Here is a 23038-nt window from a genome sequence, read left to right as displayed (position 1 = left end):
CCGGGAGACGCCATCCCCCTTGACTTCAAGGGCGGTTGAACTGCCAGCCTTCGACGGTGACCCTCTCCCCACCGCGGGCCCGCCGGCCACCGCGGCCCCGGTTCCGGCTCCCCGAGGCGTACCGGCCGCTGCTCGCCTCGGCCGGTTTCCGGCGGCTGGTGCCGGCGCTGGCCGCCTCCGACCTCGGCGACGGTATGAGCGTCGTCGCCGTCCCCTGGCTGGCGCTCCAGCTGGCGCCGCAGGGGCGGTCGGGGCTGTTCGTGGGCGCCGCCGTGGCCGCGTACGCGCTGCCCGGGGCGTTGGGCGCGCTCGTCCTCGGCCCGCTGCTGCGCCGTTTCCCCGCGCCGCGGCTGCTGGCCGCCGACGCCTGGCTGCGGGCCCTGCTCCTGGGGTGCGTGCCGCTGGCCCGCGCCGCCGGAGTGCTGCACCCGGCGGTGTACGTGGCGCTGCTGGCGGCCTCGTCGGTGCTGCACGCCTGGGGCGGCGCCGGCAAGTACGCGCTGCTGGCCCGTATGCTGCCGCCCGAGCACCGGCTCGCGGCGAACTCGCTGGTGGGCGCCAGCGCCTCGGCCTCCGTCGTGGCCGGGCCGGCACTGGCCGGGCTGCTGGTGGCGGCGGTCGGGCCGGTCTGGCTGATCGGCGCGGACGCGCTGAGCTTCGCCGTTCTGGCCCTCCAGGTGGGGCGGCTGGGCCGGCGGGACGGTTGCGGCGGCCACGAGCACGATGGCGGACGGGACGCCGCGAAGCGGTGCGCCGCAGCCGTCCGGGAGTCCGGCGCCGACCCGGCGGAGGGGCGGCCGTCGGGCGGCGGGGCGCTGCTCAGGCGCCGCCCCGAACTGCTCGGGATTCTGGCCCTGACCTGGTGCTTCAACGCCCTCTACGGCCCTGTCGAGGTGGCACTGCCCCTGCACGTCACCCAGGACCTGCACGCGGGCGCTTCCCTGCTGGGCCTGTACTGGACGCTGTTCGGCGCGGGAGCCGTGCTCGGCGGCCTGGCCGGCGGTGCCCTGCGGCGGCTGCCGCTGTGGCCGGCCGCCCTCGGTATCGTCGCCGGGTGGGGCCTGGCGCTGCTGCCCTTCGGTGCGGGCGCCCCGGTGGCGGTCACCGTCGTCTGCTTCGCTCTCGGCGGTCTCGTCTACGGGCCGTTCACCGCGCTGACCCTGACCCTCTTCCAGGACCGCACGCCGCCCCGCCAGCTCACCGCGGTGCTGGCGGCCCGGGCCGCGGCCCTGCTCACCGCCGCGCCCTCGGAACGGCCCTCGGCGGCCCGCTCACCGCCGCGCTGGGTCCCCGAGGGGTGCTGACCGCCTCGGGTGCGGCCACCGTCGCCCTGGCCGCGGCCGGGGCGGTGGTACGGCGGCGGGCCGCCCCGGAACGGCCGCTGCCGGAGCCGCCCGCCGGATGAACCCCGCCGGGGCCGCCCCCTGGATGACTCCCCTACGCCTCGGCCGCCGGACGGGCGGACGGTCCGATGCGCTTCTCGAACCAGTGGTGGGCGTAGGGCTCGTCGTTGAAGGCCGCCACCTCCTCGAACCCGGTGGCGCGGTAGAGGGCGACGGCGGCGTCGAGCACCCGGTTGGTGTCCAGTCGCAGCAGCAGCCGGCCGTGGTCGACCGCGCGGGCCTCCAGCTCGCGCAGGAAGCGGCGGGCCAGGCCGAGCCGCCGGGCGTCCGGGGCGACCCACATCCGCTTGATCTCGGCCGGCGCGTGCGCGGGCAGCTTGAGGCCGGCACAGCCGACGGGCTCGCCGTGCAGCCGCGCGAGCAGGAACACCCCGTTCGGCGGCTTGAGCTCGCCCGCGTCGGGCAGCAGGCTGCGGGCCGGGTCGAAGCCGGTGTCGAAGAGCCCCTGGAGCTCGGCGAAGTAGCGGCGCAGGCACCACTCGGCGTCGGGGTGGTCGGGGGCCACCGGCTCCAGGGTGACGAGCGAGGCGGTCAGCAGGCGTTCGACGTCGGCCATGGCGCCGGCCAGCCGGGTCCGCTGCTCCGGGCTGAGCGGGGTGAGCAGTTCGGCGGCCAGCGCGTCGCTGCTCTCCTCCAGCGCCGCCCACTCCGCGCGGCCCGCCTCGGTGAGGCGGACGGTACGGGTGCGCCGGTCCTCGGCGCGCGGCTCGACGGTCACCAGCCCGTCGTCCTCCAGTGCCCGCAGCAGCCGGCTGGTGTAGCCGGAGTCGAGCCCCAGCCGCTCGCGCAGCGACCGCACGTCGCGGCCCTCCTCGCCCACCTCCCACAGCAGCCGGGCCTCCCCGTAGGGCCGGTCGCGGCCGAGGTAGCGGTCCTGGAGCACACCCATGCGCTCGGTGACGGCGCGGTTGAACCGGCGCACCTGGGAGATCTGCGAAGCCTGCATTCTCTGACGCTAGTCAGCTTTTGGCGGCCCGGTCAATTCGCGGCTCCGGCCAACTCCCCCGGCCCGCACGGGTCCCCGAGCAGATCCCCGGGGGCGGGCGCGGGCAGGGCGCCTCCGGCCGATCGCGATCCGTCGAACGGACATAGGCTGGGTGGTGCACGAGGAGGTGCGTCATGCGGAAGGTCGTCGACTGCCGGGAAATGCCGAGCGAATCGAACTGCACGCTTGCGATCTCCGGGGAAGAGGACGAGGTGGTGCGCGCGGCCGGTGAACACGCCGCGTCCGTGCACGGCCACGAGAACACACCGGAGCTGCGCGAGCAGATCAGGACGACGCTGAAGGACGAGGCGCCCCAACACGCCTGACGGCGGAGGTGGGTTGCGCCCGATCGCTGACGTCGGCGCCCGCCGCGTCCGTCCGGCCCGGTCCCCCGCCGGCAACGGGAGACCGCGTGCCACGGACGCGCGGCGGGCGCCGGCGCGGCTGTCCGCGGCGGACGGGCTGTGCGGAGCGGACAACCGCCCACCCGCGGGGCCGGGCTCGCGTACCCTCGCCGCATGCGCATTCGCATGGTCGACGCCTTCACCGACCGCCCCTTCGCCGGCAATCCGGCCGGCGTGCTGCTGCTGGACGCGGGCGGCTTCCCCGCGGACGGGTGGCTCCAGCAGGTGGCGGCGGAGCTCAACCTCTCGGAGACGGCGTTCGCGCACCCCGTGCCGGGCGGCGGCGTCGAGGGCGCGGGCGAGTACGCGCTCCGCTGGTTCACCCCGACCGCCGAGGTGGGGCTGTGCGGGCACGCCACCCTGGCGACGGCCCACGTGCTGCGGACGACCGGGGCGGCCTCCGGCCCGGTGCGCTTTTACTCCCGCGCGGGTGTGCTGACGGCCACGACCGCCGGGGACGGCACGGTCACCCTGGACTTCCCCGCCGCGCCGCTGAGCCCGGCCGAGCCGCCCGAGGGCCTGGCCGCGATGCTCGGCGCCGAGCCGCTGACGGTCCTGGACACCGGGCCGGACTGCGGCGACCTGCTGGTCGAGGTGGCGGACGAGGCGGCAGTGCGCGCGCTGGCCCCCGACTTCGCCGGGCTGGCCCGCGTCTCGCGGCGCGGCGTGATCGCCACAGCCGCGGCGGCCGACCCGGGAGCCGGGTACGACTTCGTCTCGCGCGGCTTCTTCCCCTCCGTCGGTATCGACGAGGACCCGGTGACGGGAAGCGCCCACACCGCGCTGGCGCCGTTCTGGGCCGAGCGGTTGGGCCGTACCGAGCTGACCGGCTACCAGGCGTCGGCCCGCGGCGGCTTCGTCCGCACCAGGCTGCGCGGCGACCGGGTGGAGCTGTCCGGCAGCGCGGTGACCGTGATCGACGGCGAGCTGCACGCGGTGCCGTAGCGGCGCGGACGTCTGCGGGGCATCGGTGGACGTGAGCGGACGTCGGGGGGACATCGGGGGGCATCGGTCGGTGTGAGCGGACGCCGGGGGGCTGAGCGTCGGTGGACGCGAGCGGACGTCGGGGCGGGAAGGGGAGGCGGGCGGCGCGGCCGCTCAGCCGGTGGGCAGCCAGCCGACCTTGCCGGCCAGCAGCGCGTAGCCGACGAAGGCCACGGAGTCGATCAGCGAGTGGGCGGCGACCAGCGGGCCGATCCGGCCCCAGCGCCGGTAGAGCAGCACGAACACCGTGCCCATCACCATGTTCCCGACCATGCCGCCGAGCCCCTGGTAGAGGTGGTACGAGCCGCGCAGTACCGCGCTGCCGGCCAGCGAGGCGCGCGGGCTCCAGCCCAGCTGGTCCAGTCGCCGCAGCAGGTAGCCGACGACGATGACCTCTTCGAGGACCGCGTTCTGCACGGCGGAGGCGATCAGTACCGGGATGCGCCACCACACGGCGGGCAGCGACTCGGGTACGACGGTGAGGTTGAAGCCCGCGGCCCGCACGCCCAGGTAGAACGCCAGGCCGGTGCCGCCGATCACCGCCGCGATCACCGCGCCCCGGGCCAGGTCGCGACCCGGCTGGCGGCGGTCGAAGCCGATCGCCGGCATGCCGACCCGCTCCCGGGCCAGCAGGTGGGCGACGAGCGCGACCGGGGCCAGCGCGGTGGCGATGGCGAAGACCTGCCACGCGAGGTCGAGCCACGGGCGGCCGGGGGCCTGGGAGCCGACGAGGGTCGCCGCCTGGTTCTTCAGCGCTCCGGGACGGGTCACCGAGCCGATGAAGCTGATCACGGCGGAGATCCCGCTGGCGCCCAGCGACAGCGCCAGGACGATCAGCGTCTCACTGCGCAGCATCCGCTCCGGGAGGGGCGACGGCGCCTCGACGTCCTGCTGTACCTGCGCCTGCACGCGGTCCTCCCGTGCTCTCGTCCCGCGGCGGCCCGCGCCCGCCCCTGCGCCCGTGTCTCCCCCTGCTGAGGGACACGATACGTCCGGGGCACGGTGCGACGATCATGTCCGCCCGCGGCCCGGCCGGCGCACCCGCCCCGCTCGCGGCGGGGCCTGCCGGGTGCGCCGGGCGAGCTTATGCGACGTACCTGGGAACACCGTGCGCGGGCGCCCGCCGGACGCGCCGGGGCGCGCGGTCGTGGTGGTCGCGCGCCGCCCGGCGCGGCGGTGGGGACCCGGGGTCAGCAGGGGCGTTCCGGAGGGCTGAGCGGGCCGCTCGCGGGACCGGAGCGGCCCGCCCGCCGATCAGGACGGTGTCGGCCAGGTGTGCACGGGGTCGCCGCCCGCGGAGTACTCCCGGTAGTGCTGCGTCATGGCGGCCAGCGCGGCCCGCCGGTCCAGGCCGCGGTCCATGTAGTGGTGGAAGGTGCGGGCCTGCCACTCGGCGCCGTTGGTCCGACGCCGGCAGCGCTGCTCGATGATGCCGAGGTAGAGGTCGCGGTCGCCGCGGTCGATGCCCCAGGCGTCCAGTCCCGCCGCGGCCAGCGGCAGCAGCTCGTCCAGGACCAGCTCCACCGCCGGCACCTCCACCGGGGTGCCGCGGCCGCGCGGCCACCGGAGGACGGCGCCGATGCCGTCACGGCACGCGGCGTCGAAGTTCTCGGCGGCGACGCCGAACGGCAGCCGCTGCCACACCGGCCGCGCGGTGTCGGACAGCGCCCGCACCAGCCCGTAGTAGAACGCGGCGTTGGCCAGCACGTCGGCGACGGTGGGGCCGGCGGGCATGACCCGGTTCTCCACCCGCAGGTGCGGCACGCCGTCGACGACCCCGTACACCGGCCGGTTCCAGCGGTAGATGGTGCCGTTGTGCAGGTTCAGCTCGTGGAGTTTCGGCACCCCGCCCTCGTCGAGCACCCGCAGCGGGTCCTCCTCGTCGCAGATGGGCAGCAGCGCCGGGAAGTAGCGGACGTTCTCGGCGAACAGGTCGGTGGCCGAGTCGACCCACCGCTCGCCGAACCAGGTCAGCGGCCGGACTCCCTGGGCGCGCAGCTCCTCCGGCCGGGTGTCGGTGGCCTGCTGGAACAGCAGCGGGCGGGTCTCGCGCCACAGCTCGCGCCCGAACAGGAACGGCGAGTTGGCGCCGACCGCGATCTGCGCGCCGGCGATGGCCTGGGCGGCGTTCCACACGTCCGCGAACCTGCCCGGTGTGACCTGGAGGTGCATCTGCGTCGACGTGCACGCGGCCTCGGGGGCGATGGACGCGGAGGTGTACACCAGGTGCTCCACGCCCTTGATGTCCAGCGTGATGTCCTCGCCGCGCATCGCCAGGATGCGCTCGTTGAGCAGGGTGTAGCGGTCGGCGCGGGAGAGGTTCGCGCTGACCAGGTCCTGGGCCTGGAGGGTCGGCAGGATGCCGACCATGACGATGCGGGCGCCCACCTCGCCGGCCATCCGGTCCGCGTACCCGAGCCCGGTGCGCAGTTCCTCGGCGAGCCGGTCCATGACACGGCCGGAAAGCGGGTGCGGGGCGATGTTCACCTCGATGTTGAACTGCGCCAGCTCGGTCTGGAAATCACGGCTCGCGATGCGCTCCAGGACCTCTTCGTTCATCATCCGGGGAAGCCCGTCGGAATCCGCGAGATTCAATTCGATCTCAAGGCCCATGAGATTGCGGGCGCGATCGAACCGCTTCTCGTCCAGCAGTCGCTCCAGTCCCTCCAGACACTGCCGGAGCTTGTGCCGGTACATCCTGCGGTCAGCCAGGTCGAATGCCCCGGCCGTGACCATCTGCCCCATCGAGGCATCCTTCCCTGAAACGGCGTGCACCAGCGCCGCGGACACCGCCCGCGCGGTGGAACCGGTCCGGCGGACCGTGCCCGCGAACCGCTGGAAGGGCTGGTGCGAACGGCCTCGGCGAGCCGTCCTCACCGGAGGATGCCCCGCCCGGCTGATCCATAACGCATCGGCCGGGGGCCGTACCCGATACGCTGGGGGCGGCGGAACGCGACGGGCATGTTCCAGTAGCACATTCCACCTGACTGGCCGGTGGCAATTCACCGCCGCGACCACCGATCATTTTCGGCCGTCCACAGCCCGTGCACATTCGCAGCACGCACTCCGCACGCTGCTGGAATACCGTCCGGAAGTCCGGTGAGAACGGCGCGTCATCGTCTTGCCGGTAATGCCGGCGACTGCTAGGCGAAACACGGACCGAACAAAGTTCGTATAAACTTCGCACACCAGGCGGATGAAGTCCGCCGCCGCGGAACGGGATTGAGCAGTAACCCTCGCACGGTACTGACCGCAACCGTCCGCAAGCCGTCCGCAAGCGCCGCCACCATCCCCCCGGTCGCCCCAGGGCGAACCGGACCCAGCCCCGGCTCGACCCGCTCACCCCGGCTCACCCTGGCCAGAACCGCGCACCACGCCGCACCACCCCGCGCGACGCCGCACCACGCCGCACCTCTGCGCGCGACGCCGCGCGACGCCGCTTTTCTGCGGCACCCCTCCGCATCACCGCGCCACCCGCCCCGCCTGCGCCCCGCACCACGTGTCTCCAGTGAGAGGCGACATCATGCCGCTGATTGTGCCCCCAGCACCCGCACCCGCACTGCTGAGCGTCCTGGCCGCGCTCAGTTCCCCCTCCGCCGTCCGGGAGGCGAGGACGCCCGCACTGCGTACCGCGGAGGGTCCGCTCGACGCCGACCATCCGCTGCCGGTGCACGTGTTCGAGCCGGCGTCGGTCCCCGGCGGGCTGCCCCAGGCGCGGTTGGCCGGCTGGCGTTTCCATATCCGGTCGGGCGCGGTCGTGGTGGCGGCGGGCGAGACCGTCCTGACGGCGGACGGCTGGGTGTTCTCGCGGTTCGCCGAGGGCCCCTACCTGGCGTCCACGGAACGGGCGTTGGGGCAGGCGGACGCGCTGCCGGACACCTACCAGCCGCATCTGCTGTCGGTGCCGTCGATGTACATGATGGCGCTGTGGCTGCACACGGTGCCGCGCACCGACGCGGCGACGGCCCAGCCGGACCCCGCCGACCTTCTGGTGCCGCTCGCCCCGGCCCCGCCGGGGATCGCCGCGCACCGCGTCTACCGGATGGTGGAGCTCGCCCCGGTGCTCAGCGTGTGGCTGGCGCCGCCTCCGCTGGCCGGCTCGCCCGCCTGAGCACGCGGGCGGTCACGAACGGCCGCGAGCGGTCGAGATCGGTCGCGAGCGGCGTCGGCCGAGGGCTTGGTGCGAAGGCGCCGGACCGCGCGCACAGCGGCTCCCTCCCCTCCCGTTCGGAGGGGAGGGAGCCGCTGAGTGTACGCAACCGCCCGCGCGGGTGACGCGTCGTGCCCTAAAGGGGATCGCATCGGTGAAATACCTGCGGAGCGAGCGCCGCGGGGCAACACTGGGAGCGCCGCACCACGAGACGGGGGAGCAGATGAACCACTCAGGCGAGGCGGGCGCAAGCGCCGTCGGCCTCTCGCAGCGAAAGACCACACACACCATGTGCAACCACCAGCCGCAGTGCCCCACAGCCGAGTGCTCCGACCGGGAGGCGGCCGCGATCGTCGCCCACCACCCGGAGCAGGGCTGGAGCCTGCTGTGCAACGGCGTGCTGGTCTTCGAGGACACCGGCGAGCTGCTGCCGGACGGCAAGATCATCGCGCCGCACCGCCCGGTCTCCGCCGGGCGCGTCACCACGGCGGCCTGAGGCCCGACCCCCGCCGGTGCGCGCCGGGCGTTCCGTTGGGCACCCGGCCGCGGGCCGGGACGTCCACCCGGGTCGCGGGACTCCAGCCGGTCCCCCGCTCGTGGGGGGACCGGCTGGAGCCCTGCCCGGGGCCGGGCATGGCGGACACGCTGCGGGCCCGGCCCCGGACGCCCCGGAGGGCGGCGCGGACCCGGGCCCGGACGGCGGCGCCGGGAAGGCGCCTGCCCTGTCAGCCCTCGAACGCCTCCGGCGGCGGGCAGGAGCAGACCAGGTTGCGGTCGCCGAAGGCGCCGTCGATGCGGCGCACCGGCGGCCAGTACTTGTCCGCGGCCTTCACACCCTCCGGGAAGGCCGCCTCCTGCCGGGTGTAGGCGTGCTCCCACTTCCCCGCCAGGACGGCGGAGGTGTGCGGGGCGCCGCGCAGCGGGTTGTCCTCGGCCGGCCACCGGCCCTCGGCGACCTTGTCGATCTCGCGCCGGATGGCGGCCATCGCGTCGCAGAACCGGTCGAGTTCGGCCAGGTCCTCGCTCTCGGTGGGCTCGATCATCAGCGTGCCGGCCACCGGGAAGGACATCGTCGGGGCGTGGAAGCCGTAGTCGATGAGCCGCTTGGCGACGTCGTCGACGGTCACCCCGGTCTCCTTGGTGAGCTGCCGCAGGTCGATGATGCACTCGTGGGCGACCAGCCCGCCGGGGCCGGTGTAGAGCACCGGGTAGTGCGGCTCCAGCCGCTTGGCGACGTAGTTGGCGCTGAGGACGGCGACCTGCGTGGCCTTCTTGAGCCCCTCGGCGCCCATCAGCCGGACGTAGGTCCAGGAGATCGGCAGGATGCCGGCCGAGCCCCAGGGCGCCGCCGCGATCGGGCCGACACCGGTGGCCGGGCCGGCCTCGGGCTGGAGCGGGTGGTTGGGCAGGTGCGGTGCCAGGTGGGCGCGCACGGCCACCGGGCCGACGCCGGGGCCGCCGCCGCCGTGCGGGATGCAGAACGTCTTGTGCAGGTTCAGGTGGGACACGTCGGCCCCGAACCGGCCCGGCTGGGCCAGGCCGACCAGCGCGTTGAGGTTGGCGCCGTCGACGTACACCTGGCCGCCCGCGTCGTGGACGGCGGCGCACACCTCGGTGATGTGCTCCTCGAACACGCCGTGCGTGGAGGGGTAGGTCACCATCAGCACGGCGAGTTCGTCGCGGTGCTGCTCGATCTTCGCGCGCAGGTCCGCGACGTCGACGTCGCCGTCCTCGCTGGTCTTGACGACCACCACGCGCATGCCGGCCATCACGGCGCTGGCCGCGTTGGTGCCGTGCGCGGAGGACGGGATGAGGCAGACCGTGCGCTGGGTGTCGCCGTTGGCACGGTGGTAGGCGCGCACCGCCAGCAGCCCGGCCAGTTCGCCCTGGGAGCCCGCGTTGGGCTGCAGGCTGACCTTGTCGTAGCCGGTGACGGCGGCGAGCTGGTCCTCCAGGCCGTGGATGAGCTCCAGGTACCCGGCCGCCTGCTCGGCGGGCGCGAAGGGGTGCAGGGCACCGAACTCCGGCCAGGTGACCGGCTCCATCTCGGTGGTCGCGTTGAGCTTCATCGTGCACGACCCGAGCGGGATCATTCCCCGGTCCAGGGCGTAGTCGCGGTCGGCGAGGCGGCGCAGGTAGCGCAGCATCGCGGTCTCGCTGCGGTGCTCGTGGAAGACCGGGTGGGTGAGGTACGGCTCGGTGCGCTCCAGCGCGGACGGCAGCGCGTCCGGGGTGGCCGCGTCCAGCGCGTCGAGGTCGGCCTCGGGCGCGCCGAAGGCGGCCAGCACGGCGGTGAGCTGGGCGCGGGTGGTGGTCTCGTCGCAGGAGAGGCCGACGTGGTCGGCGTCGATGGGCCGCAGGTTGACGCCCCGCTCGCGGGCGGCGGCCACGATGTCCGCGGCCCGGCCGGGCACGGTGGCGGTGAGGGTGTCGAAGAACGCCTCCTCGGCCAGCTCCACCCCGGCGGCGCGCAGCCCCGCGGCGAGCACGGCCGCGTACCGGTGGGTACGGCGGGCGATGGCGGCCAGCCCGTCCGGGCCGTGGTAGACGGCGTACATGCCGGCCATGACGGCCAGCAGCACCTGCGCGGTGCAGATGTTGCTGGTGGCCTTCTCCCGGCGGATGTGCTGCTCGCGGGTCTGGAGCGCCAGCCGGTAGGCGGGGTTGCCGTCGGCGTCCACGGAGACGCCGACCAGCCGGCCGGGCAGGTTGCGCGCGTACGCCTCGCGGACGGCCATGTAGCCGGCGTGCGGGCCGCCGAAGCCCATGGGGACGCCGAAGCGCTGCGTGGTGCCCACCGCGATGTCCGCGCCCAGGGCGCCGGGCGAGGTCAGGAGGGTCAGCGCCAGCAGGTCGGCGGCCACGGTGACGACGGCGCCCAGCTCGTGGGCCTGCTCGACGACCGGCCGCAGGTCCCGTACGGCGCCCCCGGCGCCCGGGTACTGCAGCAGCACGCCGAAGACGCCGCGCTCGGCGACCTCGGCCGGGATGCCCTGTGAGAGGTCGGCGGTGACGACCTCGACGCCCGTCGGTTCCGCGCGGGTGCGCACCACGGCCAGGGTCTGCGGGAAGGTGTCGGCGTCGACCAGGAAGACGCCGTTCTTGACCTTGCCGACCCGGCGGGACAGCGCCATCGCCTCGGCCGCGGCGGTGCCCTCGTCCAGCAGCGAGGCGCCGGAGGTGGGCAGGCCGGTGAGGTCGGCGACGACGGTCTGGAAGTTCAGCAGCGCCTCCAGCCGGCCCTGGGAGATCTCCGGCTGGTACGGCGTGTACGCCGTGTACCAGGACGGGTTCTCCATGACGTTGCGCAGGATCACCGGCGGGGTGAAGGTGCCGTAGTAGCCGAGGCCGATCATGGGCGCCAGGACCTGGTTGCGGCCGGCCAGGGCGCGCAGTTCGGCCAGCACCTCGGCCTCGGTGACGGCCGGCGGCAGGGCGAGCGCCTCGGCGCTCTTGATGGTGTCCGGGACGGCGGCGGCGGTCAGCTCGTCCAGCGAGCCGTAGCCGACCTGGGCGAGCATCTTGTCCAGCGCCCCGGTGTCGGGGCCGATGTGCCGGGAAGCGAAGGGCACGCCTGCTTCCAGCTCGGCGAGGGGGATGGGGCGTTCGCTCATTGCGGGGGCCTCCTGGTCTGCGACGGCCATCGGGGGTGCCGTGCCGGCCGGCACCCGTGCGGCCTCCCCCTCTGTCAGAGAACCTGAGAGCTTCACCCCCCGCTGCCGGGCGGCTTTCCCCGTCGGTGAGGACACACCCGGCGGCCGCTTCGCTTCCGGGCTGTCCTGCTTTCCAGAGTGACCTCACCCGCGCGGTACGGATGCCTGAGAGATTCCGGGGAGGAGTTGCTCCTTCGGCGCCCCACCCCGCCCGACCGTCGGGGCTGGTGAGGACTCTCCCGCACGGGCTATGCGGCCGCGTCCAGCCTATCAGCGCCCGGCCGGCGAGGCTGTGGCGGCCGGGCGCCGCGGACGACGTCAGGCCTGGTGGAGGCGCTGGTCGGACGCCGGCCGGGGACGCCCGCGCGGCGAACGGGCGGCGGGACGGCGGGGCGGTCCCTGATCGGTGCCGGCTCGGCCCCGACTCGACAGGGCCCGGGATGTGGCTTTGGGTGGAGTCAGCAGCTGTCACCCGTGGGTTGGAGGAGTCGTGCAGACCGACATCGATCCGCGCAGCCTGATAGGACGCCGGGCCCTCGACAGCGACGGGGCGAGGATCGGCACGGTGGACGAGGTGTACCTCGACGACGCCACCGGCTCGCCGGAGTGGGCTGCGGTGCGCACCGGCCTGTTCACCCGCGACGCCTTCGTGCCGCTGGGGCCCAGCGAGCTGGTCGACGGGCAGCTGCGGGTGCCGTTCCGCAAGGCACTCATCAAGGACGCGCCCGACTTCGGTGTCGGCCGCCACCTCTCGCCGGAGCAGGAGCTCCAGCTCTACCACCACTACGGGATGGACGTGCCGCGCTCGGGCCCCGATCCGGCGGCCAGGGACTTCGGCGAGCTGGCGGGCGGCGACTGACCCGCCCTCTCCCCCTGGCCCCTGTCTCCCCACCCCGTCTCCCCACCCGAATCCGCCGGCCGCCCCGCAGCGACCGGGACACCGCGCGGACCCGCCCGGACGGGCGCTACCGCGCCGGACCCGGACCCGTGCCCGGACCCGGCTCCGCCGCCGGCCCCGCCGCCGCGGCCGGGTCCGCGGTCGCCGCCGGCTCGGCGGCCAGGGGCAGCGGCTCGCTGTGCTCCAGCCCGGGATCGTCGGCGGGGAAGGTGCGGACCCGTCCGGGCCGGGTGTCGCTCGGTACCTCGAAGCGGACGGTGACCCGTCCGACACCGCTGCCCTGCACCCACCCCGGCCCGTACTCCGTGTGGGTGACGTCCTGGCCGGGGAGCCAGCGGGCCGACCGCTCGGGCTGCGGCGGGGGGCTCGCGGGCAGGTCGACGACGGACCCACCCGCGCCGGCGCCGCCCGCCGCCCGGGCGTCGCTCTGCGCGAAGAGGTCCTCCTGGGTGAAGTCGGCCAGCCCTGCCACACCGACACCCAGCAGCCGCACCCCGCCGGTGGTGTCCACCGACTCCGCCAGCCGCCGCGCGGTCTCCCGCACCACCGACGCGTCGTCCGTGGGGGCGCGCAGCGTCTCGGAGCGGGTGAGGGTGGAGAAGTCGTACCGGCGCACCTTCACCACCACCGTGCGGCCGGACCGGCCGGCGCCGCGCAGCCGCTGGACGCAGCGCTCGGCGAGCCGGTCGATCTCGTAGCGGACGTGGGCGCGGTCGGTGAGGTCGCTGTCGTAGGTGTCCTCGACGGAGACGGACTTCGCGTCGCGCTCGGCGACCACCGGCCGGTTGTCCACCCCGGCCGCCATCGCGAACAGCCCGCCGCCGTGCGCCTTGCCCAGCAGCCGCACCAGCTCGGGCTCCCCCGCCTGGGTGATCTCGCCGACGGTGAGGATGCCCGCCCGGCGCAGGTGCTCGGCGGTGGCCGGGCCGACCCCGGGCAGGGTGCGCACCGGCATCGGGTCGAGCAGCGCCTGCTCGCTGCCGGGCTCCACGACGACCAGGCCGTCCGGCTTGGCCTTCTCCGAGGCGATCTTGGCCAGCAGCTTGGAGCCGGCCAGCCCCACGGAGGCGGTCAGGCCGGTGGCGGCCCGGATCTCGGCCCGCAGCCGCCGGGCGACGCTCCTGGGGTCCTCCGCGGCTCCTGGCGCCGCCTCCAGGTCGACGAACGCCTCGTCGACGCTCAGCGGCTCCACCAGCGGCGACGCCGCGCCGAGCAGGGCCATGACGATGCCGCTGACGCGCCGGTAGATGCCGAAGCGCGGGTAGAGGTAGGCGGCGTTCGGCGCCAGCCGACGGGCGTGGGCGGTGGCCATGGCGGAATGGACGCCGTGCACGCGTGCCTCGTAGGACGCGGTCGACACCACGCCCCGGGGGCCGAGGCCGCCGACGACGACCGGCTTGCCGCGCAGGCTGGGCTTGGACGCCTGCTCCACCGAGGCGAAGAACGCGTCCATGTCCAGATGCAGGATCGTCGGCGCACTTCTCACACCCCGATCGTCCCGCACCCCACCGACATCGGCCGTACACCTGTACGGTGCGGCGGGTCGTGCGGCGCCGCGGACCGCCCCGGAGAGGTCCGCCGGAGCGGTCCACCGGGGCGGATCAGCGTCCTGGAACGGGGCTCACACGGCCCGGTTGCGCCGCCGGGCGAGCTCGTCGGCGGGGTTGTGGCCGATCAGCGTCTCTCCGGTGTCGACCCGCTCGCCGTGCATCTGGGACAGGGCGCTCTGCACGTCCCGCCACACCACGCCGACGGCGATCCCGAAGATGCCCTGGCCGCCCTGGAGGAGTTCCACGACCTCGTCGGGCGAGGTGCACTCGTAGACGGTGGCGCCGTCGCTCATCAGCGTCATCCGCGGCAGCTCGGCCGGCCCGACCGAGCGCAGGTGCTGGACGGCGGTGCGGATGTTCTGCAGCGACACCCCGGTGTCGAGCAGCCGCTTGACGATCTTGAGCACCACCACGTCGGCGAAGCTGTACAGCCGCTGCGTCCCCGAGCCGTAGGCGGGCCGGACGCTCGGTTCGACCAGTCCGGTCCGCGCCCAGTAGTCCAGTTGCCGGTAGGTGATGCCGGTGGCGGCGCAGGCCGCCGGCCCCCGGTAGCCGACCCGCTCCGGCGGCTGCTCGGGAACGGCACCGCCGCTCCCCTCGACCGCGGCTCGGGCCAGTGCCCCCCGGGCGGAATACGGGCCTCCGGTCGTCAGACCGTCGCCAGTGCTTCTCACGCCGCCCTCCGTCCCTTCCCATCCGCCGGCCGCGTGCACGTGCCAGCGGACTTTCCCCTCCGACGGTAGGGAGTCGTCACACGTGCGTCAACGATCGCCACGCTCGGCACGCCGAGTGAAATACACCCCAGGGGTGGTTTCGAGTAACCCGGAAACGGGAAGTGCACCCCGAATGGCTTTCGGCCTGCAACTTTGCCCCATTCGGGTTTCTCCGGCCCCCGGGCGTCCGCCGCGCCCAGCCCGGGGCCCGTCGCGGGCCGCGCACCGGAGCGCGCCCGCGCAGGGCGCACCGGCCACCCGATCGGCACGGGCCGGGACCCGGTGGCGGTCCGCACCGTCTACTGGTTGCTGGTGCCGAAGTCCTCGGGCGAGATCTGGTCGAGGAACTCGCGGAACTTCTCGACCTCGTCCTCCTGCTCGTCCGGGATCGCGATGCCCGCGCCGTCGAGCACGCCGTCGCTGCCGTAGATCGGCGTCCCGGTCCGCAGGGCGAGGGCTATCGCGTCGGAGGGCCGGGCACTGACCTCGACCCCGCTGGCGAACACCAGCTCCGCGTAGAACACGCCTTCCCTCAGGTCCGTGATACGCACCTCCGTCAGCGTCTGTCCCACCGCTTCGAGCACGTCCTTGAAGAGGTCATGAGTCAGCGGTCGCGCAGGCGTCATGCCCTGCTGCGCGAATGCGATGGCCGTCGCCTCGCCCGGCCCGATCCAGATGGGCAGGTACCGGTCGCCTCCTACTTCCCGCAGGAGCACGATCGGCTGGTTGGAGGGCATTTCGACCCGGACACCCACAACGTCGAGCTCGTTCACACAGCAACCCTAGGCCGTGCCCGCCGGGTTTGGGTAGTCGGGCACGGTACGGGTGCCGCCACCCGGTGCCACCCGGACCGTGTCCCGCCGCCGCGCGCCGGGCCGCGGCAGCGGCCTGCCCGCCGGGACCCGGCCCTGACCTGCGACCCCGCCGGCCGGACTGCTCCTGCGGCCGCTAGCCCAGCCGAACCCGGAGCGCCGACTGCACCATCGCCGCGTGCAGCCGCACCGACAGCACCGCCAGCTCGCGCGCGGTGGCCTCGGCCCGGGTACGGGTCTGCGGGTTGCGGTGCAGGCGCAGCGGCGCCACGACCTGCTCGACCAGCCCGGCCTCCCGGTCGGCCGCCGCCTTGACCGCCCGCAGGTGGCGCGGCTCCAGGCCGAACCGGCCCAGGTCGACGATCAGCCGGGCGATGGCGACCGCCTCCGCCGCGTACCCGCCGTCAGGGCCGGCCTCGACCAGCCCGTAGGACTCCCACTCCGCCAGAGCGCCCCCGTCCGCCCCTGTGGCCGCCAGCAGCTCCTCCCGGCCCACCCGTACCGGCGAGGGCGCCGCGGGCTCCAGAACGCCCTCCAGGGGGTCCCTGGGCTCCGCCTGGGCGGGCAGCGGCACCGGGTCGCCCCGGTCGAGAGCGTCGAGCTGCTCCCTGATGACCCGCAGCGGCAGGTAGTGGTCGCGCTGCACCCGCAGCACGTACGCCAGCCGCTCCACGTCGGAGGCGGAGAACTTCCGGTACCCCGAGGGGGTGCGCTGCGGCTCGACCAGGCCCTCGGTCTCCAGGAAGCGGATCTTGGAGACGCTGACCTCCGGGAACTCCTCCCGCAACCGGGCCAGCACCGCGCCGATGCTCATCAGCTCGCCGCCGGCCCGCGACGAGACGCCGGCGCCGGCTCCCCCGCCGCTCCGCGTCCTGGGCATACCCACCTTCCCTGGAGATCCCCCGGACCACCGTCCGGGGGATCAGAAGCGGCTGGAGGCCGCGAGCGGACAGCGGCTCAGAACAGCTGCTGCTGGCTCGCGTAGAAGACCAGCCGGTACTTGCCGATCTGCACCTCGTCGCCGTTGGCCAGCTGCACCGAGTCGATCCGCTCCCGGTTGACGTAGGTGCCGTTGAGGCTGCCGACGTCGGAGACCTCGAAGCGCCCGTCGACACCGCGGCGGAACTCCACGTGCCGCCGGGAGACCGTCACGTCGTCGAGGAAGATGTCGCTCTGCGGGTGCCGGCCCGCCGTGGTCACCTCGTCGTCGAGCAGGAAGCGGCTGCCGGAGTTGGGGCCGCGCCGCACCACCAGCAGGGCCGAACCCGTCGGCAGCGCCTCCACCGCGGCCTGGGCCTCCGGGGAGAGCGACGGGATCGGCGTCTGGCCGGTGGCCTCCGCCTCGTACGCCTCGATGCCGGAGATGGAGATCGTGGACGTGGTCTCCGAGGACCGCTCGGGCACACCGCCGCGCAGCGGCGCGCCGCAGTTGTTGCAGAAGCGGCTCGCTTCCACGTTGCTGTGACCGCACCTTCCGCAGACCAGCACCCCGTACCCTCCACCCTTAGAGGCCGATGGCTCCCCGAAACCTATGCGCGGGGCCGAAGCGGGGTCAACAGGCGCCACGCCGGGCGCGCCGGAGTGTCCGCCGGCCGGCGGATCGTTCCGGAACAGCGGCCGGCCCTCGCCGGACGCGGCCTGTCCTCCCTGCTCCTCCATCACGCCTCGCGGCGCACGGTGGCGGGCCGTGGCCGGGTCACCCGACTGGCGCGCAGACTTGCCGAACAACTTCCCAAACAACTTCACGGGCGATTCCCCTTGAAAGAAGCAGACCCGCCCGTGGGGCAGGACGAACTCTCGCTACTCACAGTTTCCACCACTTGGCACCACACCGGTGAACCGACCCCTCGGCTCACCGCGATGACCGAGCGTAGTCAGGCTGCTTCTCCGACCGCAAGGCGTCCACGACGATCTTCTGCGACCGGACCACGTCCACGCCGACCTGCTCCTTCTCCAGTGACTGCACGACCCCTCCGGGGATGTTCAAAGCCGGCTCCAGGTCCGGCGGGTTGCCGATCACCTTCAGCACGTAGGGCCGGACGGCCTCGCGGCCGTCGACGAGGACCCCGCCGGAGCCGTCGGTGAAGCAGGTGCCGGCGACGACGCGGACGCCGTCGATCTGGATCGCCTCGGCGCCGGCCGCCCGCAGCTCCTGCACGGTGTCGAGCAGCGAGTCGGCCTCGACGCCGCCGTGCGGATCGGTGATCGTCACGGTGATCCCGGGTCCCTGAGCCGCGACCGTACCAGCCAGCACGCCCAGTTCCCGCGCCTTCTGCCGTGTCTGCCTCAGGGCTTCGGCCGCGCGGTCGGAACTGCTCTCCAGATCGGCGCGCTGGCTCTCCAGGCCGTGCTTCTCGTCCTGCAACCGCTGGTCCCTGTTGTCCAGTTCGGTCAGGATGCGCACCAAGTCGTCCTGACGGGCGCCGCGCAGGGCGTCGCCGCTCTCACTGGTGGTCCGCACCTGGACGGCGAGCCCCAGCCCGAGGACGAACAGCAGGCCCGCAGCGGTCACTTGGGCCCGGCTCAGGCGCGGCGGCCACAACCCGGCCACCAGTCGCTGACCACCGGTCAGCTGGGCCGCGCCGTCTCCCGCGGGCGGCGCCGCCGGGCCGGTGCGGGAGCCCTCCCCGGCGGTCGCGGAGGGCTCCCGCGGCGGGCCCTCGGTCCGCTGCCCGGGCCGCACCTCCGGGGGTTCCTCGTACGGGTGGCTCATCGGCGGATCACGCCCGGAAGACGTGCCGGCGGATGGCCGCGGCGTTGGAGAAGATGCGGATACCCAGCACGACGACCACACCGGTGGACAGTTGGGAGCCCACCCCGAGCTTGTCGCCGAGGAACACGATCAGCGCCGCCACCACCACGTTGGACAGGAAGGAGACGACGAAGACCCTGTCGTCGAAGATGCCGTCCAGCATGGCCCGCACACCGCCGAACACGGCGTCGAGCGCGGCGACCACGGCGATCGGCAGGTACGGCTCGAACCCCGGGGGCACCACGGGGCGTACGACGAGGCCGACGGCGACCCCGGCGAAGAGGCCCAGTACGGCGATCACTGCGCAACCTTCCCGTTCTCGGCGGCCTCCGGCCGCGCGTACCGCAGCACCAGGCTCGGCGCGGCCGGCAGGCGCAGGTCCGGCCGCACGCCGGTGCCCGCGCGGATCCCGTAGTCGCGCCGCAGGGCGCGCAGGTACGCGCCGCCCGCACTGCGCTGGAACGCCGCGCTCAGCCGCTTCCCGTCCCCGATCGCCAGCACGGTGTACGGCGGCACCAGGGGCCTGTTGTCGACCAGTATGGCCTGTCCGGCGTCCCTGATCGCCGAAAGGGCCGTCAGCCGCTGCCCGTTGAGGGCGACGGCCTCTGCCCCGGACGCCCACAGCGCGTTGACCACCTGCTGCATGTCGCGGTCCCGGACCCGTCCGGTGTCGGAGAACCCGTCGCTCTGCCGCGGGCCGCCGGCGCCGCCCTGGGACGCGTCCGCCGCGTCGTCGAGGACGAGCCGCACCCCGGGGCCGTGCACGGGGACCGCGGCCGCCGCGAGCTCCACGGGCAGGTCGTCGTCGCCGTGCCGTTCGAGCGCGGCGGCCTGCTCGGCCGAGACAGCGGCCCGCAGGGAGTCGACCTGCTTCCGCAGCGTGTCGTCGGAGGCCGTCTCGGACCGGACGCGGTCGACCAGCCGCTGCCGCTGCTCGGCGACGGCCGGCGCGGAGACGTGCGCCTGCGCGGCTCCCAGCGTGACGACGAGAGCGGCCAGCCCCAGGGCCGGCCCCAGCCGCCCGCTGAGCGCCTCGGGCAGCCGCGACGCGCCGACCGCTCCGCGGCGGGCGGCCGCCTCCGCGTAGCCGTCGTCCAGGCTGTGCTCCGTGATCGCGGTGAGCAGCGACATGGAGGCGTCCGGACGCGGCGGAGCCGCCCCGCGGCGGGGGCTGCTCCGTTCGGGTCGCGCTTGCGGCATGCCGGACATCGTCGCATGTCGCCGCCGCTTCTCCGAACGGGCCCCGGACGGCGAGCCGTTCGCCCGGGGCCGTTCAGCCGGGGCCGTTCGAAGAGGGCGGCCGCCGTCCGGGACGCGGAGGGTCAGTGGCCGGCGCTCTCCACCACCGACGACCACTCCTCCAGAAGGGCCTGCGCGGAGGCGTCGTCAGGGCCCTCGGCCCACAGGTGGGTGACCGCCTCGGCCGGGTCGGGCAGCACCATCACCCAGCGCCCGTCGGACTCGACCACGCGGACACCGTCGGTGGTGTCCACGGAACGGTCGCCGGCCTCCTCGACCACCCGCCGCATCACGGAGCCCTTGATCGCCCACGGGGTGGGCACGTCCCGCTTCAGGACGTGCGCCTTGGGGATGCGGGCGTCGATCTGGCTGAGGGTCAGCTGGGTGCGGGCGACGAGGCCGATCAGCCGCACGAAGGCGGCGGTGCCGTCGAAGACGCTGCTGAACTCGGGCACGATGAACCCGCCGCGCCCGTCGCCGCCGAAGATGGTGCCCTCCTCGCGGCCCACCTTGGTCAGCGAGTCGGGAGAGGTGGTCGTCCAGGTGACCTGCGTGCCGTGGTACGCGGCCACCTGCTCGGCGATGCGGGTGGTGGTGACCGGCAGGGCCACCCGCCCGCTGCGGCGCTCGGCCGCCACGAGATCGAGCAGCACCAGCAGCGCGCGGTCGTCCTCGACGATCCGGCCGCGCTCGTCCACCAGCGACATCCGCTCGCCGACGGGGTCGAAGCGCACGCCGAACGCCGCCCGGGCCGAGGCGACTATCTCGCCCAGCCGCACCAGGCCGGCCCGCCGGCTCTGCTCGGTCTCGGTGGGCCGGGCCTCGTCCAGGCCGGGGTTGATGGTCAGCGAGTCCACACCGAGCCGGCCGAGCAGGCTGGGCAGCACCAGGCCGGAGCTGCCGTTCGCCGCGTCCACCACGACCTTCAGGCCGGAGTCGGCGATACCGGAGGTGTCGACGGCGCGCAGCAGGGCGCCGGTGTAGGAGTCGAAGACGGTGGCCGGGAAGTTGAGGTCGCCGATCTCGCCGGGGAAGGCCCGGCGGTACTCCTGGCGGGCGAAGACCCGGTCCAGCTTGCGCTGGCCGGCCGCGGAGAGGTCGGCGCCGCGCTCGTCGAAGAACATGATGTCCAGCGAGTCCGGACGACCGGGGCTGGTGCGGATCATGATGCCCCCGGCGCTGCCGCGGGCGGTCTGCTGCCGTGCCACCGGCATCGGGACGTTCTCCAGGTCCCGCACCTCGATGGCGCTGGCCTGGAGCGCGGAGATGACGGCACGTTTCAGCGCCCGCGCGCCGCGGGAGTGGTCGCGCGCGGTGGTGACGGTGGCGCCCTTCTTCAGCGTGGTCGCGTACGCCCCGGCCAGCCGCACCGCCAGCTCGGGGGTGATCTCGACGTTGAGGATGCCGGAGACGCCGCGCGCGCCGAACAGGTTCGCCTGCCCGCGCGACTCCCAGATGACGGAGGTGTTGACGAACGCGCCCGCCTCGACGGTCTTGAACGGGTAGACGCGGACCGTGCCGGCGATGATCGACTCCTCGCCGATCAGGCACTCGTCACCGATCACCGCCCCCTCGTCGATCCGGGCCGCCCGCATCACGTCGGTGTTGCGCCCGATCACGCAGCCGCGCAGATTGGTCTGCGGCCCGATGTAGACGTTGTCGGCGATCACCGCCTTGTGCAGGAAAGCGCCGGTCTTCACCACGACGTTGGAGCCGATCACGCTGTGCTCGCGGATTTCGGCGCCGGCCTCGACCTTGGCGTAGTCGCCGATGTAGAGCGGGCCGCGCAGGTTCGCGTCGGGGTGGACCTCGGCGCCTTCGGCCACCCACACGCCGGGCGAGATCTCGAAGCCGTCGATGTCGACGTCGACCTTGCCCTCCAGGACGTCCGCCTGGGCCTTCACATAACTCTCGTGGGTGCCGACATCCTCCCAGTAGCCCTCGGCGACATAGCCGTAGACGGGCTTGCCCTCCTTCAACAGCTGCGGGAAGACATCGCCGGACCAGTCGACGGAGACATCGGCCTCGACGTAGTCGAAGACCTCGGGTTCCATCACGTAGATTCCGGTGTTGACGGTGTCGGAGAAGACCTGGCCCCAGGTCGGCTTCTCCAGGAAACGCTCGACGCGTCCCTCGTCGTCGATGATGGTGATACCGAACTCCAGCGGGTTCGGCACCCGGGTCAGGCATACGGTGACGAGCGCGCCCTTCGACTTGTGGAACGCGATCAGGTCGGTCAGATCGAAATCGGTGAGCGCGTCGCCCGAGATCACCAGGAAAGCGTCGTCCTTCAGCGCCTCCTCGGCGTTCTTGACGCTTCCCGCGGTGCCGAGCGGTTTCTCCTCATGGGCATAGGTCAACTCCATACCCAATTCCTCGCCGTCCCCGAAGTAATTCTTCACCAGGGAGGCCAGGAACTGGACGGTGACCACTGTCTCCGTCAGTCCGTGCCGCTTGAGGAGATTCAGCACGTGCTGCATGATGGGGCGATTCACCACCGGCAACAGAGGCTTCGGCATGCTCGATGTCATCGGGCGAAGGCGTGTGCCCTCGCCGCCGGCCATGACTACCGCCTTCATGTTGGAACGTCCTCCTCGTGACTCAGCCAGACGTGGCGTCCGCCTTCACAAGCCGGCGGACCTGCACCACATAGAGGATTCCTGCCCACCAGTACAGGGTCGTACCCCAACCTGCGAACGCCCAGCCGAAAACTGCCGCCAGCGTCGCGATCCAGCCGCTCCCGTCGCTCAGCAGCAGCAGCGGAAACGCGTACATGAGGTTGAAGGTAGCCGCTTTCCCGATGAAGTTCACCTGGGGTGGGCCGTAGCGGTGCCTCCGCAGAATCAGCAGCATCACCGCCATCATGGCCTCGCGGGCCAGCAGCAGTACGGTCAGCCACAGCGGGAGGATGTCGCGCCACGTCAGGCCCACCAGGGTGGACAGGACGTACAGCCGGTCCGCGGCGGGGTCGAGGATGCGGCCGAGTGCGCTGACCTGGTTCCATCGGCGGGCAAGCTTGCCGTCCAGGTAGTCGCTGACACCGCTGAACGCGAGCAGCAGCAGAGCCCATCCGTCGACCTTCGGACCACCGAACTCGGGCCAGAGGATCAGCCACAGGAACACCGGGACGCCCACGAGGCGGGCCATACTCAGGATGTTCGGGATCGTCAGGACACGATCCGTCTGGATCCGTGTCTCCTGGACCTCCACCGGGGTCCCTCCTGCTGTTGTCACTCCATATGCGGACGTTGCGGGCCGACTCTACCTCAGGCCCGTAAAAGAAAAAGCCCCGGCCCCGGATCAGTGATCCGGGGCCGGGGCTCAAAAATTGTTCGGCGGCGTCCTACTCTCCCACAGGGTCCCCCCTGCAGTACCATCGGCGCTGAAAGGCTTAGCTTCCGGGTTCGGAATGTAACCGGGCGTTTCCCTCTCGCTATGACCACCGAAACACCATGAAACACACACCCCCGACAGGATCGGAGGCGGCTGGTTGTT

The 23038-nt window shown here is 73.4% G+C and carries 20 protein-coding genes, 1 rRNA gene and 2 riboswitches; of the genes, 6 read left to right on the top strand and 15 right to left on the bottom strand.

Going from position 1 to position 23038, the window contains the following annotated elements; translation table 11 throughout:
* The first annotated feature begins 56 nt into the window (after positions 1–56).
* Positions 57–1304 (top strand): MFS transporter, encoded by a 1248-nt coding sequence (locus tag BS72_RS29800; RefSeq protein WP_232792570.1) that lies wholly within the window; start codon positions 57–59, stop codon positions 1302–1304.
* Positions 1305–1437: 133 nt separating this feature from the next.
* On the opposite strand, the gene BS72_RS29795 is transcribed toward BS72_RS29800, so the two are convergent.
* On the bottom strand, positions 1438–2349 hold the full coding sequence (locus tag BS72_RS29795; RefSeq protein WP_037914962.1) for a bifunctional helix-turn-helix transcriptional regulator/GNAT family N-acetyltransferase: 912 nt from the start codon (positions 2347–2349) through the stop codon (positions 1438–1440).
* Between the two features lie 173 nt (positions 2350–2522).
* Here BS72_RS29795 and BS72_RS29790 point away from each other — a divergent pair, with 173 nt between their 5' ends.
* A complete protein-coding gene (locus BS72_RS29790) occupies positions 2523–2714 on the top strand; it encodes a DUF1059 domain-containing protein (protein ID WP_037914961.1) in 192 nt (63 codons plus the stop codon).
* Positions 2715–2906: 192 nt separating this feature from the next.
* Complete coding sequence (locus BS72_RS29785; protein ID WP_037914960.1) at positions 2907–3737, top strand: PhzF family phenazine biosynthesis protein; 831 nt, start codon at positions 2907–2909, stop codon at positions 3735–3737.
* 153 nt (positions 3738–3890) lie between these two features.
* On the opposite strand, the gene BS72_RS29780 is transcribed toward BS72_RS29785, so the two are convergent.
* Positions 3891–4631, bottom strand: coding sequence for a CPBP family intramembrane glutamic endopeptidase (locus tag BS72_RS29780; RefSeq protein ID WP_037918269.1), 741 nt, complete (start codon positions 4629–4631; stop codon positions 3891–3893).
* A gap of 399 nt (positions 4632–5030) precedes the next feature.
* Complete coding sequence (locus BS72_RS29775) at positions 5031–6521, bottom strand: glutamate-cysteine ligase family protein (RefSeq protein WP_037914959.1); 1491 nt, start codon at positions 6519–6521, stop codon at positions 5031–5033.
* Between the two features lie 778 nt (positions 6522–7299).
* Here BS72_RS29775 and BS72_RS29770 point away from each other — a divergent pair.
* Both BS72_RS29770 and BS72_RS29765 read left to right on the top strand, forming a co-directional pair.
* Positions 7300–7887 (top strand): hypothetical protein, encoded by a 588-nt coding sequence (locus tag BS72_RS29770; RefSeq protein WP_037914958.1) that lies wholly within the window; start codon positions 7300–7302, stop codon positions 7885–7887.
* A 328-nt stretch (positions 7888–8215) separates the two neighbouring features.
* Positions 8216–8422, top strand: a complete 207-nt coding sequence (locus tag BS72_RS29765; protein ID WP_037918267.1) for a DUF5999 family protein — start codon at positions 8216–8218, stop codon at positions 8420–8422.
* 229 nt (positions 8423–8651) lie between these two features.
* On the opposite strand, the gene gcvP is transcribed toward BS72_RS29765, so the two are convergent.
* Entirely contained in the window at positions 8652–11540 is a 2889-nt protein-coding gene (gene gcvP / locus BS72_RS29760; protein ID WP_037914957.1) for an aminomethyl-transferring glycine dehydrogenase, read from the bottom strand.
* Positions 11541–11604: 64 nt separating this feature from the next.
* Positions 11605–11721, bottom strand: a riboswitch (glycine riboswitch).
* A 1-nt stretch (position 11722) separates the two neighbouring features.
* A riboswitch (glycine riboswitch) is annotated at positions 11723–11831 on the bottom strand.
* Between the two features lie 238 nt (positions 11832–12069).
* Here gcvP and BS72_RS29755 point away from each other — a divergent pair.
* Positions 12070–12438 carry a PRC-barrel domain-containing protein gene (locus tag BS72_RS29755; RefSeq protein ID WP_037914956.1) on the top strand — a complete coding sequence of 123 codons (369 nt, stop codon included), beginning with the start codon at positions 12070–12072 and terminating at the stop codon, positions 12436–12438.
* A gap of 106 nt (positions 12439–12544) precedes the next feature.
* Here the strand turns inward: BS72_RS29755 and BS72_RS29750 are convergent, their stop codons facing one another.
* The 11 genes from BS72_RS29750 to rrf form a co-directional block, all read right to left on the bottom strand.
* A complete protein-coding gene (locus tag BS72_RS29750) occupies positions 12545–13963 on the bottom strand; it encodes a DNA polymerase IV (RefSeq protein WP_037914955.1) in 1419 nt (472 codons plus the stop codon).
* Between the two features lie 135 nt (positions 13964–14098).
* Positions 14099–14701, bottom strand: coding sequence for a MerR family transcriptional regulator (locus tag BS72_RS29745; RefSeq protein WP_037914954.1), 603 nt, complete (start codon positions 14699–14701; stop codon positions 14099–14101).
* A gap of 338 nt (positions 14702–15039) precedes the next feature.
* Complete coding sequence (locus tag BS72_RS29740) at positions 15040–15513, bottom strand: bifunctional nuclease family protein (protein WP_037914953.1); 474 nt, start codon at positions 15511–15513, stop codon at positions 15040–15042.
* 175 nt (positions 15514–15688) lie between these two features.
* The gene (gene ftsR / locus BS72_RS29735; protein WP_037914952.1) at positions 15689–16432 is read right to left on the bottom strand and encodes a transcriptional regulator FtsR; all 744 of its coding nucleotides are present in this window, start codon (positions 16430–16432) and stop codon (positions 15689–15691) included.
* Positions 16433–16509: 77 nt separating this feature from the next.
* The gene (locus tag BS72_RS39670; RefSeq protein WP_198545981.1) at positions 16510–17211 is read right to left on the bottom strand and encodes an FHA domain-containing protein; all 702 of its coding nucleotides are present in this window, start codon (positions 17209–17211) and stop codon (positions 16510–16512) included.
* A gap of 193 nt (positions 17212–17404) precedes the next feature.
* Positions 17405–18265, bottom strand: a complete 861-nt coding sequence (locus BS72_RS29725) for a DUF881 domain-containing protein (RefSeq protein WP_078901737.1) — start codon at positions 18263–18265, stop codon at positions 17405–17407.
* Positions 18266–18272: 7 nt separating this feature from the next.
* The gene (locus BS72_RS29720; protein ID WP_037914947.1) at positions 18273–18605 is read right to left on the bottom strand and encodes a small basic family protein; all 333 of its coding nucleotides are present in this window, start codon (positions 18603–18605) and stop codon (positions 18273–18275) included.
* Positions 18602–19513, bottom strand: a complete 912-nt coding sequence (locus BS72_RS29715) for a DUF881 domain-containing protein (RefSeq protein ID WP_078901736.1) — start codon at positions 19511–19513, stop codon at positions 18602–18604. The genes BS72_RS29720 and BS72_RS29715 overlap by 4 nt, the downstream gene beginning before the upstream one ends.
* Positions 19514–19626: 113 nt before the next feature.
* Entirely contained in the window at positions 19627–22122 is a 2496-nt protein-coding gene (locus BS72_RS29710) for a mannose-1-phosphate guanyltransferase (RefSeq protein ID WP_037914943.1), read from the bottom strand.
* Between the two features lie 22 nt (positions 22123–22144).
* A complete protein-coding gene (locus BS72_RS29705) occupies positions 22145–22753 on the bottom strand; it encodes a CDP-alcohol phosphatidyltransferase family protein (RefSeq protein WP_037914942.1) in 609 nt (202 codons plus the stop codon).
* Positions 22754–22873: 120 nt separating this feature from the next.
* Positions 22874–22990: ribosomal RNA gene (rrf, locus tag BS72_RS29700) — 5S ribosomal RNA — on the bottom strand.
* Between the last annotated feature and the right edge of the window lie 48 nt (positions 22991–23038).

This window comes from Actinacidiphila yeochonensis CN732 (assembly GCF_000745345.1).
In the GTDB taxonomy this organism is placed as follows: Bacteria; Actinomycetota; Actinomycetes; order Streptomycetales; family Streptomycetaceae; genus Actinacidiphila; species Actinacidiphila yeochonensis.
The sequence above is the reverse complement of the archived record's forward strand: the minus strand, read 5'-3'. Positions and strand labels throughout refer to the sequence as shown.

Coding starts and splice junctions, on each gene's coding strand:
- BS72_RS29715 (WP_078901736.1), bottom strand. CDS start 19,513: ATGTCCGGCATGCCGCAAGCGCGACCCGAACGGAGCAGCCCCCGCCGC.
- BS72_RS29775 (WP_037914959.1), bottom strand. CDS start 6,521: ATGGGGCAGATGGTCACGGCCGGGGCATTCGACCTGGCTGACCGCAGG.
- ftsR (WP_037914952.1), bottom strand. CDS start 16,432: ATGCCCAGGACGCGGAGCGGCGGGGGAGCCGGCGCCGGCGTCTCGTCG.
- BS72_RS29770 (WP_037914958.1), top strand. CDS start 7,300: ATGCCGCTGATTGTGCCCCCAGCACCCGCACCCGCACTGCTGAGCGTC.
- BS72_RS29790 (WP_037914961.1), top strand. CDS start 2,523: ATGCGGAAGGTCGTCGACTGCCGGGAAATGCCGAGCGAATCGAACTGC.
- BS72_RS29785 (WP_037914960.1), top strand. CDS start 2,907: ATGCGCATTCGCATGGTCGACGCCTTCACCGACCGCCCCTTCGCCGGC.
- BS72_RS39670 (WP_198545981.1), bottom strand. CDS start 17,211: ATGGAGGAGCAGGGAGGACAGGCCGCGTCCGGCGAGGGCCGGCCGCTG.
- BS72_RS29795 (WP_037914962.1), bottom strand. CDS start 2,349: ATGCAGGCTTCGCAGATCTCCCAGGTGCGCCGGTTCAACCGCGCCGTC.
- BS72_RS29710 (WP_037914943.1), bottom strand. CDS start 22,122: ATGAAGGCGGTAGTCATGGCCGGCGGCGAGGGCACACGCCTTCGCCCG.
- BS72_RS29780 (WP_037918269.1), bottom strand. CDS start 4,631: ATGCTGCGCAGTGAGACGCTGATCGTCCTGGCGCTGTCGCTGGGCGCC.
- gcvP (WP_037914957.1), bottom strand. CDS start 11,540: ATGAGCGAACGCCCCATCCCCCTCGCCGAGCTGGAAGCAGGCGTGCCC.
- BS72_RS29765 (WP_037918267.1), top strand. CDS start 8,216: ATGTGCAACCACCAGCCGCAGTGCCCCACAGCCGAGTGCTCCGACCGG.
- BS72_RS29725 (WP_078901737.1), bottom strand. CDS start 18,265: ATGAGCCACCCGTACGAGGAACCCCCGGAGGTGCGGCCCGGGCAGCGG.